The 16,037-nt window shown below is 71.6% G+C and carries 11 protein-coding genes; 7 read left to right on the forward strand and 4 right to left on the reverse strand.

Annotation, left to right across the window (positions count from 1 at the left end; genetic code table 11):
* Positions 1-11: 11 nt before the first annotated feature.
* Positions 12-2,411, reverse strand: a complete 2,400-nt coding sequence (locus IT184_15420) for a class I SAM-dependent methyltransferase (GenBank protein MCC7010196.1) — start codon at positions 2,409-2,411, stop codon at positions 12-14.
* 17 nt (positions 2,412-2,428) lie between these two features.
* Positions 2,429-5,116: a PIG-L family deacetylase gene (locus IT184_15425; GenBank protein MCC7010197.1), complete on the reverse strand. Its 2,688-nt coding sequence runs from the start codon at positions 5,114-5,116 to the stop codon at positions 2,429-2,431.
* A gap of 81 nt (positions 5,117-5,197) precedes the next feature.
* Here IT184_15425 and IT184_15430 point away from each other — a divergent pair, with 81 nt between their 5' ends.
* Both IT184_15430 and IT184_15435 read left to right on the forward strand, forming a co-directional pair.
* On the forward strand, positions 5,198-6,793 hold the full coding sequence (locus IT184_15430) for a citramalate synthase (protein ID MCC7010198.1): 1,596 nt from the start codon (positions 5,198-5,200) through the stop codon (positions 6,791-6,793).
* Between the two features lie 72 nt (positions 6,794-6,865).
* Positions 6,866-7,342: an NUDIX domain-containing protein gene (locus IT184_15435; GenBank protein MCC7010199.1), complete on the forward strand. Its 477-nt coding sequence runs from the start codon at positions 6,866-6,868 to the stop codon at positions 7,340-7,342.
* Positions 7,343-7,384: 42 nt separating this feature from the next.
* Here the strand turns inward: IT184_15435 and IT184_15440 are convergent, their stop codons facing one another.
* Positions 7,385-9,172 (reverse strand): amino acid transporter, encoded by a 1,788-nt coding sequence (locus IT184_15440; GenBank protein MCC7010200.1) that lies wholly within the window; start codon positions 9,170-9,172, stop codon positions 7,385-7,387.
* Positions 9,173-9,351: 179 nt separating this feature from the next.
* Complete coding sequence (locus IT184_15445; GenBank protein ID MCC7010201.1) at positions 9,352-10,440, reverse strand: efflux RND transporter periplasmic adaptor subunit; 1,089 nt, start codon at positions 10,438-10,440, stop codon at positions 9,352-9,354.
* Positions 10,441-10,517: 77 nt separating this feature from the next.
* On the opposite strand from IT184_15445, the gene IT184_15450 reads away from it, so the two are divergent.
* From IT184_15450 to IT184_15470, 5 genes are all read left to right on the forward strand, one after another.
* The gene (locus IT184_15450; GenBank protein MCC7010202.1) at positions 10,518-11,171 is read left to right on the forward strand and encodes a DUF5612 domain-containing protein; all 654 of its coding nucleotides are present in this window, start codon (positions 10,518-10,520) and stop codon (positions 11,169-11,171) included.
* A gap of 1 nt (position 11,172) precedes the next feature.
* Positions 11,173-12,225: a serine/threonine protein kinase gene (locus IT184_15455; GenBank protein ID MCC7010203.1), complete on the forward strand. Its 1,053-nt coding sequence runs from the start codon at positions 11,173-11,175 to the stop codon at positions 12,223-12,225.
* A 116-nt stretch (positions 12,226-12,341) separates the two neighbouring features.
* Positions 12,342-13,106 (forward strand): serine/threonine-protein phosphatase, encoded by a 765-nt coding sequence (locus IT184_15460; protein MCC7010204.1) that lies wholly within the window; start codon positions 12,342-12,344, stop codon positions 13,104-13,106.
* Entirely contained in the window at positions 13,103-14,200 is a 1,098-nt protein-coding gene (locus IT184_15465) for a serine/threonine protein kinase (protein ID MCC7010205.1), read from the forward strand. The genes IT184_15460 and IT184_15465 overlap by 4 nt, the downstream gene beginning before the upstream one ends.
* The gene (locus tag IT184_15470; GenBank protein ID MCC7010206.1) at positions 14,197-16,026 is read left to right on the forward strand and encodes a serine/threonine protein kinase; all 1,830 of its coding nucleotides are present in this window, start codon (positions 14,197-14,199) and stop codon (positions 16,024-16,026) included. The genes IT184_15465 and IT184_15470 overlap by 4 nt, the downstream gene beginning before the upstream one ends.
* Positions 16,027-16,037 lie beyond the last annotated feature (11 nt).

Raw genomic sequence — 16,037 nt, forward strand, 5'->3', positions numbered from 1 at the left:
GTACACCTTCCTCAAGAACGGGCCTCGGCTCCCTCTTCGTCGGTCCGCTGCGCGCGCAGCATCGTCGCGAGCGGAGCCGTCGTCGCCGCATAGAGCGCGGCGGCGATCCAGAAGTTCCCGTCGATCTCGATCCACATCGAGATCGCGACGCCGGCGATCGACGCCAGCACGCCGAACGCACCGTTGATCCCCCACGCCCAGGCGGTGACCGAGGGCGTGCGGCTCAGCAGACGCACGCCGATCGGAAAGCAGAGGCCGAGCAGCATCGAGAGCGGCGCGGTGAACGCCAGCACCCAGCCGGTGCGGGCGGCGAGACCGGCCGTGACGGTCCGCGCGAGCACGGACGGCAGCGCGAGCGCGGTGAGCAGCAGCACCGCTGCGACGGCGAGCGGCACGAGCCGGACGGCGCGGCCCGCGAGCGACAGGCGCTCGGACGCGAAGCTGCCGAGCCCGGTGAACAGCAGCATCGAGCAGAGCACGATCGCGAGCGTGTAGGTCGGGTGGCCGATGTACACCGCGAACCGCTGCAGCAGCCCGATCTGGATGAGCATGTACCCGAAGCCGATCGCGGCGAAGAAGGCCATCGACCAGGCGAAGCGCCCGCCGGGCATGGGCGGCCGCCCGGCTCGCGCGAGCGGCCACACGATGATGGTGAGCACGAGCGCGGTGGCGATGCCGAGCAGCGTCAGCAGCATCAGCGTGGCGCGCAGGTTGCCGCTGAGCGCGCCGCTCTGGCCGAGCGTCGACAGCGCGAGAATCGCGCGCGGCTTCAGCATGTTGAAGTAGTAGGGCCGGCGGTCGGTGGGAGGCGAGTAGTCGTAGAACGGATCGGCCGTCGCGCGGTCCAGCGCGTCGCGCGTCGTGCTCCGGCCGATCCGGCCGAGCAGGCCCGTGCCCTCGCGCCACGGCGCGAGCAGCACGGTGAACCCGCGCGGCGACACCACGGCGTCGAGCCGGCGCTCGTCGTCGCCGGTGAACGGCGCGGTCGAGATCATCAGCGTCGCGACCGAACCGCGCGACACGAGGAGCAGGTGATCGGCGGGCGCCGCGACGCCGCGATCGAGCAGCGCGGCCACGCCGAGCGCGGCCAGCCGGCTGGTCTCCGAGACGTTGTGAGGATCGAACCAGCGCGACACGCTCAGCACGCCGCCGGGCTCGAGCCGGTCGAGGAAGACGCGCCACGCATCGAGCGTGTAGAGGCCGTTCTCCGAGAGCGTGAAGGCGCCGGCGCCGGTCGCCGCCCACGTGTCCACGAGCGACATCTGGATCACGTCGAAGCGCCGATCGGTCCGCGTCAGGTACGCACGGCCATCGTCGTGCACGAGCGTGACCTGCGGCTGGAGCGCGATCCGGGCGAAGTCCCGGTGGCTGCCGGTCAGCAGGTCGATCATGATCCGGTTGACGTCGATGCCCGTGATGCTGGGGTTCCGTCCCCACAACGCCGAGAGGATGTCGCGTCCGCCGCCGACGCCGATCACGGCCACGTCGCCGTGGCGCAGCGAGTAGGGCAGCGCGGTCACGTCGTAGCTCACCCATTCGAGCGCGGCCGGATCGCCGTTCCACTGGGTGATCGGCGTGCCGGCCTCGCCGTCGATCGCGAGCCAGGCCGTGCGGTTCCTGAAGCGCTCGGCGCCGATGCCCGGACCCCACATGAACGCCGGCTCGTCGCCCGGGCGCTGCACGAGCACGTAGGAATGGCTGTTCCAGCGCGTCACGGCGTTGAGCGCGTTCGTGAGCCACAACTGCCGGTTCTTCGGATAGATCACCTGGAACAACTCGGTCCCGGTCGTGTTGACGATGGCCGTCGCGGTGATGGCGCCGCCGAGCACGAGCGCCGCGGTCCCTCGTCGTCCGGCGAATCGCGCGAAGCACCAGGCCGCCGCCGCGGCCGCCGATCCTGCGAGCAGGATGGCCGAGCTCACGTTCGTCCGCTCGAGCAGCGGCACGACGAGGGCGCACGCCGTCGCCGCGCCGACGAGGTCGACGGCGTACAGCCGCCCGATCGGGCCGCCGCACCGCGTGAGCGCGCTCGTCACGACGATGCCGGAGAGCACGAAGGGCACGGCGAGCGCGATCGTCGACCAGCCGACGGAGAGCAGCTCCATCGGCGTCACGCGTGTGAGCGGCAGGAACGGCAACGACAGCGTCAACAGGTGCGACGCCGGAATCGCGCACGTGAGCACGAGCGCCGTTGTCGCGAGCGTCGTGCGCGCGCGCTCGCCGGCAAACGCGGGCCGGAGGAACACGAACACCGCGCCGGCGGCCATGCCGAGCATGGCCAGCGACACCGCGAAGAACGACAGGTGATACCAGGTGAGCACCGACAGCAGCCGCGCGTCGAGAATCTCGAGCAGCAGCGTTGAGAACGTCGCGAAGAACAGACCGGTGGCGAGCCAGCGGGTCGAGCGCATGGACGGCGCCCGGCGGCTCAGCGTGCCGTCGCGGGCGGTGCGGCACCGCGCGACGGCTGAGACGCCGGCGCGGCGCCGAGGCTCAGCAGGTTGGCGAGCAGTTGGTACGCCCCCGGCACGCCGGCCGGCAGTTCCCGCCACAGCCCGAGCCCGACGTAGATCCACCGGCCCTTGCCGGCGCGCGCTTCGACCAGCGCGCCGCGCTTCGGGCCCGGGTTGTTCGAGAAGGGGTCCTCCATTTCGACCAGATCCGTGTACTCCGGTGCCTTCTCGCCGAGGAAGTACAGCCCGCGTTCCTGCACCCACCCGGCCCAGGCGTCGGGGCCGATGCGGTTGGGCGCGGTGAAGATCGGGTGCGCTGGCGCGAGCACGCGCACCGGCGCGTTCTCGTCGGTGACGCGATTCGACGACGTCTTGGCGGGATAGGGCCCGTACTGCGCGTCGTTGAACGCCTGGCGGTTGTAGTTGACGATCAGCACGCCGCCGTCGCGGACGTACTGCAGCAGGCGCTGGTTGTTGGCGACGAGCGCCGTCCGGTTCTCGTACGCGCGGACGCCGGTGACGATCACGCGAAAACGGGACAGGTCGCCGGCGGCGAGGTCGTCGTCGCCGAGCAGCGTCACCGGCACGCCGAGCTGCTCGATCGCCTGCGGGATCCGGTCGCCCGCGCCCATGACGTAGCCGACGGTCAGGCCGCGGGCGACGCGGACGTCGAGGACGTTCACGAGCGCCCGTGCCTCGCGGAAGAGCAGGCGCCGCCGGATGTGCGGGTACTCGATCGTCTGGTAGCCGATGCCGATCGGATCCGTGCCGGTCTCGAACTGCGCGCGGATCGCCGTCTGACCCTGGCGCGCGGTCGCCGGCGGCGTCACGGTGAAGGCGACGGTGATCTCTTCGTCCGGCCGCGAGAGCGAGACCACCTTCGGCGCGGGCGTGACGGTCCATCCCTGCGGCACGAGCAGGCGAGGCGTGCCGCTCACCGGCCCGGGTGAGTTGTTGCGCACCGTCACGCGCACGTCGCGGCGGCTGGCGGCGCCGACGGGCACGACGAGCAGGTCGGGCGCGAGCGTCACCGATACCGGCGGCGTCACGAGCAGCTCCGAGCGCTTCTCGCCGGCGATCATGTCGTTGCCGTCGCGCGCCTCGATCGGCAGCGTCTTCTCGACGAGCCCGCCCCCGATCGTCAAGCCGAAATGGGCGGTGAACGGCGTCGGCGCGAACGGCGCGCCGAACGGCACGTCCGGCCCGTAGACGTAGCGCGCGGCGCCAGGCTCGTGGGTGAACGGCACGTCCGCGTAGCGCGCGTTACCGGGGATGACGACCGATTCGCTGCACACCTGCGCGTCGCCCGGCGCGAGGTCCTGCAGGCCGCACGGCGACGTCCGCGTGCCGCCCGCGTCGGCGCGCGTCAGCCGGACGGACGCCGGCCCGCGGTTGGCGACGTGGAGCGTGACGCCGACCGGCTGTCCGCGCGTGACGATCAGATCGTCAGCGACGGCGTCGAGCCGGACGGCCGCGGCCGCAATCAGCGCGTCCTGGAACTGCCGCTCCTTCTGAGCGAGCCGGAAGTCGATCTCCCATCGGCGCGACTCGTCGATCGCCATCGCCTCGAGGGCGGCGCGGAGCGCGCGCACCTGCCGCAGGCCGGCGGCCAGCGGTGGGATGGCCGCCGTCGCGCCCGCGCTCTTGAACGTTGCGTGCGCCTCGTCGGCCGTCTTGGACAGCGCGTCGAGCGCGGACTGCAGCGGTGCGGGCGGTACGGGCGCGGCGAACCGGACGAGACCGGTCAGCGACAGATCGAGCCCGTCGAGCATCGTTCGCTCTTCGCGCTGGAGCTGTCCGGGGATCGTGCAGTCCTGCAGGTGATAGCCGCGCCCGCCTCTGCCGCCGCCGGGCAGCGGCAGCAACTGCGGGAAGTCCTGGCAGCGGTGCATCGACCGCCCCTCGGCGCCGACTTCCTCGTAGGTGCGGCCGAGCGTCGGATCGTACGTCACGGTCTGGACCGGCGTCGTCGCCACCGCCGCGCCCCGCCCGGCGCCTCCGCCCCCGACCGTGTAGTAGAACTTCGCGGGCTGCCATGGCCGCAGCCCGCCGGCGATCTGGTCTGGATACCGCGCCGGATCGGCCGCCGCGCGAAACGCCTCGGCGGCGATGCGCGTCGAGGCCTGGTGGTGCAGGCCGCCCGCCGTGCCGTCCCAGAGAAAGCCGGCCATGACGTCGGGCCGGATCGCGCGGATGTGGCGCACGTAGTCGCCGACGATCGCCTCGCGGCCCCATTTCTCGTAGGCCTCGTCGATGCTGAAGGAGAACCCGAAATCCACGGCGCGGGTGAAGTACTGCTCCGCGCCGTCGAACCGGTGCGCGGCGAGCAGTTCCTCGCTGCGGAGCACGGCCAGCGCGTCGAAGATCTCGGGGCCGATCTCGTTCTGGCCGCCGTCGCCCCGCGTCGCCGTGACGAGCACGGTGCGCAGGCCGAGCCCGTGCGCCATCAGCGCGAGCAGCGCGTTGTGCTCATCGTCCGGATGCGCCGTCGTCGCCATGAACGTGCCGGTCGTCCGGAGCTTGCGCAGGAGCAGCTCGAGCTGCACGTCGCCCGCCTGCCCGTCGATCGGGTGGAGGCGCAGTTGCGCGGGCAGGCCGGCACCGGTGAAGACGAGCGCCAACATCGCAGCGACGACGGGCAGCCAGCGGAAGCGTGCGAGCATGCCGGGTAGAATACCCAGTTTTTCCCGAGCCGGCGCGCGGATGACGGTGGACGGCAGATCGGGTACAGTTTTTCCTGCGTCATGAGGATCTTCACCTTCGACACGACGCTGCGCGACGGCACCCAGGGCGAGGCCGTGTCGTTCTCCGTCGACGACAAGCTGCTGATCGCCCGGAAGCTCGACGAGCTCGGCATCGACTACATCGAGGGCGGCTGGCCCGGGTCGAACCCCAAGGACAAGGAGTTCTTCGCGCGCGCGGCCGCGCTCCCGCTGACGCACGCGCGGCTCACCGCGTTCGGCGCCACGCGCATGGCGAAGTACCGGGTGGACGAGGACCCGAGCGTCGCGGCGCTCGTCAGCGCCGGCACGCCGGTCGTGTCCGTGTTCGGCAAGACCTGGGATCTCCATGTCCACCGCGCGCTCGGGATCTCGCTCGAGGAGAACCTCGCGCTCATCGCCGAGACCGTGCGGCACCTCGAGGCGCACGGCAAGGAGGTCGTCTACGACGCGGAGCACTTCTTCGACGGGTACGCGGCCAACCGCGACTACGCGCTGCGCACGCTGGAGGCGGCCGTGCGTGCGGGGGCCAACGTGCTGTGCCTGTGCGACACGAACGGCGGCACGCTCGTCGATCGGCTCGGCCACGCGGTGCGCGACGTGCGGCAGCGGTTCGACGGCGTGATCGGCATCCACCCGCACAACGACTCGCACCTGGGCGTGGCCAACGCGCTCGCGGCGATCGAGGCCGGCGCGACCCACGTCCAGGGATGCCTGAACGGGTACGGCGAGCGATGCGGCAACGCGAACCTCGCCTCGATCATCGCCAACCTCGAGCTGAAGCTCGGCCATCGGACGATCGGGCCCGACCGGCTGAAAGCGCTGACCGGCACCTGCCGGTTCATCGCGGATCTGGCGAACCTGCCGCTGCCGAGCGATCAACCGTTCGTCGGCCGCAGCGCCTTCGCGCACAAGGGCGGCGTGCACGTGGCCGCGGTGCTCAAGGACCGCGCCACCTACGAACACATCGTGCCGGAGCTCGTCGGCAACCAGCAGCGGGTGCTCGTGAGCGACCTTGCCGGCCGCGGCAACATCACCTACAAGCTGAAGGAACAGGGGCTCGCCGAGAAGCTCGACGAGGCGGCGCGCCGATCGCTGCTCGCGCGCATCAAGCAGATGGAGTACGAGGGCTACGAGCTCGAGGCCGCCGAAGGCACTTTCGAGCTGCTCGTGCGCGAAGCGCTCCAACCCGGCCTGCAGTTCTTCGACGTCGATCACTACACCGTGTCGATGCGCTCGAGCGGCGGCGTCTCGGACGCCACCGCGACCGTCACGCTGCGGCTGCACGACGGCGTCCACGAGGCAGCGGCGTCGGGACACGGGCCGTTCAACGCCCTGCACGTCTGCCTGCGGTCGTGCCTGTCGGAGCTGTACCCGCAGATCACCGACGTGCGGCTCACCGACTACAAAGTGCGCGTCCTCGACTCCTACAAGGGCACCGCCGCCCAGGTGCGCGTGCTCATCGAGTGGTCCGATCACCGCACGAGCTGGACGACGGTCGGCGTGTCGGACAACGTCATCGAGGCGAGCTGGCGCGCGCTCGTCGACGCCGTCCGGCTCGAGCTCATGCGCCTGCACGAGCGCGACGGGTCGATCGAGCGGCTGGCGACGACGACGTAGTCCGGTCGTGTCGGCCGGCGGCCGGCCGATGCCGGGCGCCTCGTTCTATCCTCTGGTGATCCTCTGATCGAGATGGCCGCGAAGCAGAGTGCGGGGCTCCTGATGTTCCGGCGACGGTCCGGCCGGCTCGAGGTGCTGCTCGCGCACCCCGGCGGGCCGTTCTGGCAGGGGAAGCACGCAGGCGCGTGGACGATCCCGAAGGGCGGCATCCACGACGGCGAGCAGCCGTCCGACAGCGCGATTCGCGAGTTCCGCGAGGAAACGGGATTCGAGCCGCGCGGCCCGTACATTCCGCTGGGGCAGGTCGTCCAACGCAGCGGCAAGGTCGTGCACGCGTGGGCGTTCGAGGGCGATTGCGATCCCGCCCGTCTCGTGAGCATGCTCACGACCGCCGAGTGGCCGCCTCGATCCGGACGGCAGATCTCCATCCCCGAGATCGACCGGATCCAGTTCTTCTCGATCGACGAGGCCCGCGCGCTCATCAATCCGGCGCAGGCGGCGCTGCTCGACCGGCTCGTGCGCGCGCTCGAGCACGGCCACGCGCGCTGACGTCGCGCACCGGTGACGTTCCGGTCCGAGGCTGGCCCGCGCTCAGCCGACGTGGATCCGCGGGCGCCGCATGGGATCGGGTTCGGCCTGGCGGAGCACCTCGCGACAGACCGGCGCGGTGTCGCCCTCGCCGAACGCGAGGAACCGCAGCACGTACGTGATCGGGTTGCCCTCGGTCCAGCCGAAGTAGGCGTGGGGGATGGCGTAGGTCCGGTCGCGCAGATCGAGGAGCAGGCCGGCGATCGCGTTCGGCACCGCGGGGCTCGTGCAGCGCAGGATCCTGAACTCGCCCACGCGCACGCCGCTGACGTGCAGCACCTCCGAGAACGCCGACGCGTCGCCCGGGCGGACCTCGAGGAACAGGACGACGTCGGTCGCCGGCAGGTGGTGCGTGTGGCGCGCGTTCTGGAACTTGCGCTGATAGGCCTCGCGCGTCCCGCCGTTCGGCCGCGACGCGATGATCCGCAGCGATCGGCGACCGGCGGCCTCGTGGATGAAGCCGAGCGCCACCTCGTCGTACTCGACGCCCTCGATCCTGAGCTCCATCGACCGCGCGACCCGCGAGACGAGCGACGACAGGATGATGCCGACGATGAACGCGCCCGCGATCTTCGCGCCTTCGGGCTTCTCGATCACGTTCACGACGGTGGTGTAGACGAAGATGGCCGCGATCCCGAAGAACGCCCGCCGCCGCGCCGACTGCGCCAGCGTCACCGCGATGGCCGCCGACGTGATCAGCACGAGCACGCCGGTGGCGTAGGCGCCGCCCTGCTTGTTGACGTCCGCGTCGAACGCGATCGTGACGACGATGCAGATCGCCGTGATCACGAGCACGAGCGGCCGGGTGGCCCGCGCCCAGGCGGGGGCCATGCCGTACCGCGGCAGGTACTGCGGCACGAGGTTGAGCAGGCCGGCGAGCGCCGAGGCCCCCGCGAACCAGAGCGTGCCGATGGTCGCGAGATCGTAGAGCGTGCCGAAGCCGTGCCCCAGATCGCGGTGCGCGAGGTAGGCGAGCGCGCGGCCGTCCGCTTCGCCGCCGTCCACCAGCGCTGCCGCCGGCACCTGCATCGTGACCGCGAGCGAGCTGCCGATGAGCAGCACGCTCATGATGCACGCGGCCGTCGTCAAGAGCTTGCGGGTGTTGGCGATGCGCGACTGCAGGCGCGCCTCGTCGGTGTCGCCGTCGCCGGCGACGAGCGGCATCACGGCCACGCCCGTCTCGAACCCGGAGAGCCCGAGCGCCAGCTTGGGGAACAGCAGCACCGACAGGCCGGCCCACATCCACGGCTCCGGCTGCTGCGCGTAGAGGTTCGATCGCCACGCCGCGATCAGCGACGGATGGCGGACGATCGCGATGACCTCCCAGCCGACGATGATGACGTTGACGACCAGGTAGACGGCGACGAGCGCGACGGCCAGCCAGATCGCCTCGCGAAAGCCCTTCAGGAACACGCCGCCGAGCGCGGTGACGAGCAGCACCGTCATGACGACCGGGTGGCGCATCCACGCAGGGGTGAACGGATTCTCGATGATGTGCGCCGTCGCGTCGGCGGCCGACAGCGTGATCGTGATGATGAAGCTCGTGGCCGCGAACCCCAGCAGGCAGAGCACCATCGCCTTGCCCCGCCACCGGGGCAGCCGATCCTCGAGCACCGAGAGGCTGCCCTGGCCGTTCGGGCTGAGCGCGGCGATCCGGCGGTACACCGGGAGGGCGCCGGCCAGCGTGAGCAGCACGAGCACGAGCGTCGCGAACGGCGACAGGAATCCGGCCGCGACGAACGCGATGCTCGGCTGATAGCCCAGCGTGGAGAAGTAGTCGACGCCGGTCAGGCAGACGACCTGCCACCAGGGCGCCGTGTGCGGCCGCTCGTGCGCCTCGCCGCGCTCGCTCGGGCCCGCCATGAGCCAGCGCCGCAGCCCGGTGCGTTGCATCCTAGCGGCAGCGACGGACGACAACGGCCCCTCCGGAGGGCGGCGCGAGACGAACGCGGCGACGGGCTGGCACGAGGTCAGTCAACGAACGACACGGCCGTGCCTTCGGCCAGCTCGGCCGCGCCGCCGACGATGACGCGGTCGCCGACCTCCAGGCCGGCCACGATTTCCGTGAGCGTGCTGGTCGAGAGGCCGGGACGCACATCGCGGCGATGGGCGCGGCGATCGTCGCCCGCGATCATCACGAACGGCGACAGGTCGTCGCGCAGCAGCGCGGACGTCGGGATCGCCAGCGCGTTCGTGCGCTGATCGAGCAGGATCTCGGCGCTGACCGGCGCGTCCAGTTGCAGGCCGGTGGTGTCGCTCAGCGCGAGCCGCACCTGGCCGGTGGGCGCCGTCGGATCCGTGATGGTCGACTTCTGCGCGACGGTCGCGGCGATGTCGGCCGCGCCGGCGATCGGCCTGACCACGGCGGTCTGCCCGGGGATCACGCGCGCCATCTGCGCGATCGGCAGGTCGACCGCGACCTGGTAGCGCGCCGGGTCGATCACCTGGAGGACGGGATCGATCTCGGCACGCACGAACTCGCCCACCGCGCGGAAGACGCGCGTGACGGTGCCGGGGAAGCGCGCGCGCACGGTGGCGCGATCGGTCTCGATCGTCGCGGCCCTGAGCTGGGTGACCGCCTGCGCGTGGACCGCATCGGCCGCGGTCTGCTCGATCCGCGCGGCCTCTAGCGTCGCGCGCGCCGCGATCCCGCGATCGACGAGGGTGGACAGCCGGGCGACCTCGGCCTTGGCGCGCTCGACGCGCGCGGCCGCATCCGCGACGGCGAGCTCGCGCGCCGCCAGCTCCTGCGCGAGCGACGGAATCTCGAAACGTACCAGCAGATCGCCCGTGGCGACCGCCTCGCCTTCGTGTTTCGGCAGCTCCGCGATCTGCGCGGCTTCGGGAGCGACGATCGTCAGCTCGCCCGCGGGCGACGGCACGACGGTCCCCGAGGCCGTGAAGGCGTCGCGCAGCGTCTCGAGGCGCGCGGCCTGCACCGACACGCCGACCGGGCCGGCGGCCGCCGCCGGTTCCGCGCCGCGCCGGCAGGCGCCTGCCGCGAGCGCGGCCAGCGATGCCGCGAGCGCCAGGATCCACGGACGAGACCGTACCCGCACGGCACAAGTCTAAAGGGTTTCGGCCGTCGGGTGTGGCCGGTCCGCCGCCCGCGCCCCGCATGGTAGATTCAGCACGCATGTCGCTGCACGCCGTGGTCGTGACCGCCGCCGACCGCCCCGGGCTGCTGTTCCAGTTGACCAGGGTCTTCGCCGATCACGCCGCGAACATCACGTCGATCGACCTCCACACCACCGACGACCGGCCGACGATCTACTTCGAGTTCACGGTGGACGACGGCACGAGCGGCCGCGTGCTCGCCGACCTTGCCGCCGTGCCGGGGGTGTCGGGCGTGGACGAGATGCCGGCCTTCGTCAAGATCTACGGCAAGCGCATCATCGTGATGGGCGGCGGCGCGCAGGTCGGCTTCGTGGCGATGGGCGCGATCGCGGAGGCCGATCGGCACAACATCCGCGGCGAGCGCATCTCGATCGACACGATCCCGCTCGTCGGCGAGAAGGAGCTGGCGGCAGCGGTGCGCGCCGTCGTCAGCCTGCCGCGCGTGAAGCTGCTGGTGCTGGCCGGCTCGCTCATGGGTGGCGACATCACCGAGGCGGTCGAAGAGGTGCGCCGGCAGGGGCTCCGCGTGATCTCGCTGAACATGGCCGGCAGCGTGCCCGACGCCGCGGACCTCGTCGTGAGCGATCCGGTGCAGGCCGGCGTCATGGCGGTCATGGCGGTGGCCGACACGGCGAAGTTCGATCTGATGCGGCAGTTGAAACGGCGGTACTGAGATGGCCGACGCCGACGTCCCCGGTCGCCCGGACGGTCCCGCGTTCATCGGGCGGTATCGCATCCGCGCGCGTCTCGCGGCCGACGCCGTCGGCGAGACGTTCCACGGTTTCGATCCATTGATCGAACGCTCGGTCGTCATTCGCGTGTTCCACTGGCCGGCGCTGAACCCCGACGAGAGCCAGGCGCTGACGCTCCGGTTCTTCCAGGAGATGCAGCGCATCGGCGTGCTCATGCACCCGGGCATCGTCCCGCTCTTCGACGCGGGCGACTGTTCGTCGGGCTTGTTCATGGCCAGCGAGTACGTCGACGGCTCCAGCCTCGCCGACGTGCTCGCGCAGGAGGGGCCGCGCGATCTCGAGCGTGCGATGACGATGCTCGGTCAGATCGCCGAGGCGATCGACTACGCGCACCGGCAGGGTGTGGCTCACCAGGATCTCAAGCCGACGAACGTTCGGCTGGGCGCGGACACGATGATCCGCATCGGCGGCTTCGGCGTGGCGCAGGTCGTGACGGCGATGCGCGGATCGGCCGGCCGGCCGCCGTCGCCGTACTGCGCGCCGGAGATCGCCGGCGGCACGCCGGGCGACGGCCGCGCCGACGTCTTCGCCGTCGGCGCGCTCGCGGTGGCGCTGCTCGGCGACGACGCGCGGCCCGGGCGTCCGGACGAGCCGCCGGTCGTGTCGGCCGGTCCGCTGCCGCACGTCCTGGCGGCGAGAGGCGCGTCGGCGGATGGCTGGGCGTCGTTCGGCGCGCGCGCGCTCGCGGCGCATCCCGCGGATCGCTTCGCCACGGCAGAGCAGTTGCTGCGCGAGCTCGCGGCGCTCGCCGGCTTCGACTACGCGCCCGCCGCTCCCGCCTGGGATCCGTTCGGTCCGCCCATCGCCAGGCCGGGCGATTCCGGCGCGCGCGAGAGCCCGGCGCATCCGGACGGCAGCTCGTCGGATTCGTCGGATTCGTCGGACTCGTCGGCCGCGACGGCCACGCACACGCCGGCGTCCGCGCCCGGCGCGCGTCCGTCTGGCGACGACGACCTGACCGTCACGAAGATGTGAAGCGGTCTGCACATCTGCCGCGTTCTGGCCGCAACCCGCACGCCGAATTACGTTAGTATTCCGCTGGCAGCCGGCGCAGGTGTCGTGCCGGTCCTTCGAAGAAAGGTCCCCAGCCGATGCTGACCGCCCATGGCGTTACCCACCCGGGACGCGTCCGGCCGACCAATGAGGATTCGCTGCTCGCGGACCCGGACCTCGGCCTGTACCTCGTCGCCGACGGGATGGGTGGCCACAACGCCGGCGAAGTTGCGTCCCGGCTGGCGGTCGAGGCGATCCGCGGATTCCTGGTGCTCTCGCGCGAGGGCGAGGACTTCACCTGGCCGTACGGCCTCGACCCGCACCTGTCGTTCCAGGCCAATCGGCTCATGACGGCCGTCAAGCTCGCGAACCGGCGCGTGTTCAAGGCCGGCGAGAGCCGCGACGAGTACACCGGCCTCGGCACCACGATCGTCGCGGCGCTCTTCACCGGCCCGCTCGTCACCTTCACGGGCGTCGGCGACAGCCGGATCTATCTTTTCTCCCAGGGCCGGTTCGAACAGATCACCGAAGACGACTCGTGGGTGGCCACCGTGCTCGGCCGCCAGCCGGGCGCCGACAGGGCGGCGCTCGCGTCGCATCCGATGCGCCACGTGCTCACGAACGTGCTCGGCGCGCGCGAGCCGCTCGAGATGGACGTCGCCGAACGCACGCTGGCGCCCGGCGATCGCCTGCTGCTCTGCAGCGACGGCCTGCACGGCGCGCTGAGCGACGGCGCGATGGCGGGCGTGCTCGCCAGCGAGCCGAGCGCGCGCGCCGCGGCCGACCGGCTGCTCGAGGACGCGCTCGCGACCGAGGCGCCCGACAACATCACCGCGCTCGTGATCGAGGTGGGCGCCGCATGACGGAGTCGCGCCCGGCGACGCCCGCGCCCGGCGAGGCCGCGATGCCGGCCCGGGTCGGCCGGTACGAGCTCGTCGAGAAGATCGGCCGCGGCGGCATGGGCGTCGTCTACCGCGGCCGCGACTCGGTGCTCGGACGGCCGGTCGCGGTGAAGATGCTCGTGTCCGACGTCGACGTCTCGGAAGAGACGCGCGAGCGATTCTTCCGCGAGGCGCGATCCGCCGGCCAGCTCACGCACCGCAACATCATCACGATCTACGACTTCGGCGAGGAGGGCGGCCGCGCCTACATCGTGATGGAGCTCTTGCAGGGCGAGAGCCTGACGTCGCTGCTCGCCCGCACGCCGCTGATCGCGACCGAACAGCAGCTCGACATCATGGCGCGCGTCTCCGAGGGGCTCGCCTTCGCGCACGCGCGCGGCATCGTCCACCGCGACGTCAAGCCTGCGAATCTGTTCGTCACGGCCGATAACCAGATCAAGATCCTGGACTTCGGCGTGGCGCGGATCGCCTCGTCGAAGCTGACGCGCAGCGGCTTGATCGTCGGCACGCCCGACTACATGTCGCCCGAACAGGTCATGGGGCAGGTCGTCGACGAGCGCTCCGATGTCTTCTCGGCGGGCGCCGTCTTCTACCAGTTGCTCAGCGGCCGCAAGCCGTTCGCCGCCGACAAGCTGCCGCAGATCCTGCAGAACGTCATGAGCGTCGAGCCGCCGCCGCTCGGCGCCGACGTGCCGGCCGATCTGGCCGCGCTCGTGATGACGGCGCTCGAGAAGGATCCGGCCCGCCGGTACCAACGGATGATCGAGCTGCTCGCCGGCGTCACGCGATTCCGCCAGACGTGGGATCGGCAGACGCGGGATCTGGCGCTGGGCGCCGCGGAGCTGTACCAGGACACCGAGCGGCTCATCCGCGAGCGGGTGGCGCGCGGCGGGCCGGACGAGGACGTGGCGGCCGTGCCGTACCTGCGCGAGCTGCCGCTGTTTCAGGAACGGGGTTCGGACGTGCTGAAGGTCGTGCCGTTTCGCCGGGCCAGGATTCTCGAGATTCTCGGCGCGCTGCGCGAGCAGCACGCCCGGCTGGTGTCCGCGTCATGAGCTCGACGCCGAGCAAGATCGGACGCTACGAGATCCTCGAGCTCGTCGGCCGTGGCGGCATGGGGGTGCTCTATCGCGCGCACGATCCCATGCTCGAGCGCGACGTCGCGCTGAAGATGATGCTCGTGGACTTCACGAACGACCCGGCCGCTCGCGGCCGGTTCGAGCGCGAGGCCAAGGCCGTCGCCCGGCTCCAGCACCGCAACGTCGTCACCATCCATGAGCTGGGAGACGCCGAGGGCGCGCCCTACATCGTGATGGAGTTCCTGAGCGGCAAGGATCTCGACGCGCTGCTCAGGAGCGACCAGCCGCTCTCGCTGGCCCAGAAGCTCGACATCGCCGCGCAGGTCTGCGACGGGCTCGCGTACGCGCACGAGCAGGGCATCGTGCACCGCGACATCAAGCCCGGCAACATCCGCGTGCTCGAGGACGGCACGGTCAAGATCCTCGACTTCGGCATCGCCAAGTTCGCGGTGGGATCGGCGACGCAGACCGGGTCGATCCTCGGCACGCCGAGCTACATGTCGCCCGAGCAGATCATGGGGCAGCCGGTCGACGGCCGGGCCGACCTGTTCTCGGTGGGCGTGCTGCTCTACGAGCTCCTGAGCGGCCGCAAGCCGTTCGCCGGCGACGCGCCGACGGCGGTGGTCTACCAGATCATGCACGTCGACCCGCCGGCGTTGAGCGAGCTCGTCCCGGACCTGCCGGACGCGCTCTACGCGATCGTCGACCGCGCCCTCCAGAAGAACCCGAACGAGCGGTACAGCCGCGCGAGCGAGATGGCGGCCGATCTCCAGATGACGAAGATGATGCTGGACCTGCCGCTGAACCAGGCCGGCGCGTCATCGGCCGAGGGCACGGGCAAGCTCCACGCGACCGTCCTGCGCGAGCGCACGGCGACCGGCGCGCAGCAGCCGATCCTCAACGCGAAGATGCGGCCGTCGGCCGTCGAGGCGGCGGCGGACGCCGCGCCGAGGCAGCGCGCGGCCGAGTCGGGATCGAGGCCGCTCGTCATCGGCGCCGTCGCGGCCGTCGTGATCGCGGTCGCCGCGGGCGCCTACGTGATGAGCCGCGGCACGGCGGAGACGCCGCCGGCCGCCGGGCCGGCGCCGTCGGCGTCGCCGGCATCTTCTGCGCCGACCGAGCCCTCGGCGGCGAGCGGTCCCGCGCCAGCCGCGTCGCCGGCCGGCGCGGTGACCTCGGCGGCCGTGATGATCGCCTCGAAGCCCGCGGGGGCGAAGATCAGCGTGAACGGGCAGGACAGCGGCAAGCTGACGCCGGCCGCCGTCACCGTCAGCGCGGGCGACAAGCTGACGCTCGCGCTCGCCGGCTACGAGCCGAGCGCCGCCGCCGTGACCGACCGTGACGTGCGCGATGGCGCGATCACGTTCAACTTCAGCCGGAAGACCGGGCCCGTCACGCTCGTCGTCTCCGGGCCGTACGCCTTCGATCTCGTGCAGGGCGGCAAGGTCGTCTCCCAGGCCGCGACGCGGCACGAGCTGACCGTCCAGCCCGGCGCCGCCGTGACGGCGCGCAGCTCCGAGTACCTGCTGAGCTACGCCGTGCCGCTCGACTTCGGCCAGGGGCGCAACGAGCGGCAGATCCCGCCGCCCGGCACGCTCACGGTGTTCTCGGCCGTCGAGACCTGCTCGGTGATGATCAACGGGCGCGATGCCGGGTTCCCGCCGATCTCCCGGAAGCCCGTGGCGGCCGGTTCGTACACGGTGGGGCTAAAATGCCCCGACGGCAAGTCGGCCCCGCCCCAGAGAGTGTCGATCGCTCCGGGCGGCAGCGAGCGCGTCACCTTCGGGCCGCCTCAGCCGTAGCCAGGATCTCC

It is taken from the genome of Acidobacteriota bacterium (assembly GCA_020853395.1).
Classification (GTDB): domain Bacteria; phylum Acidobacteriota; class Vicinamibacteria; order Vicinamibacterales; family SCN-69-37; genus JADYYY01.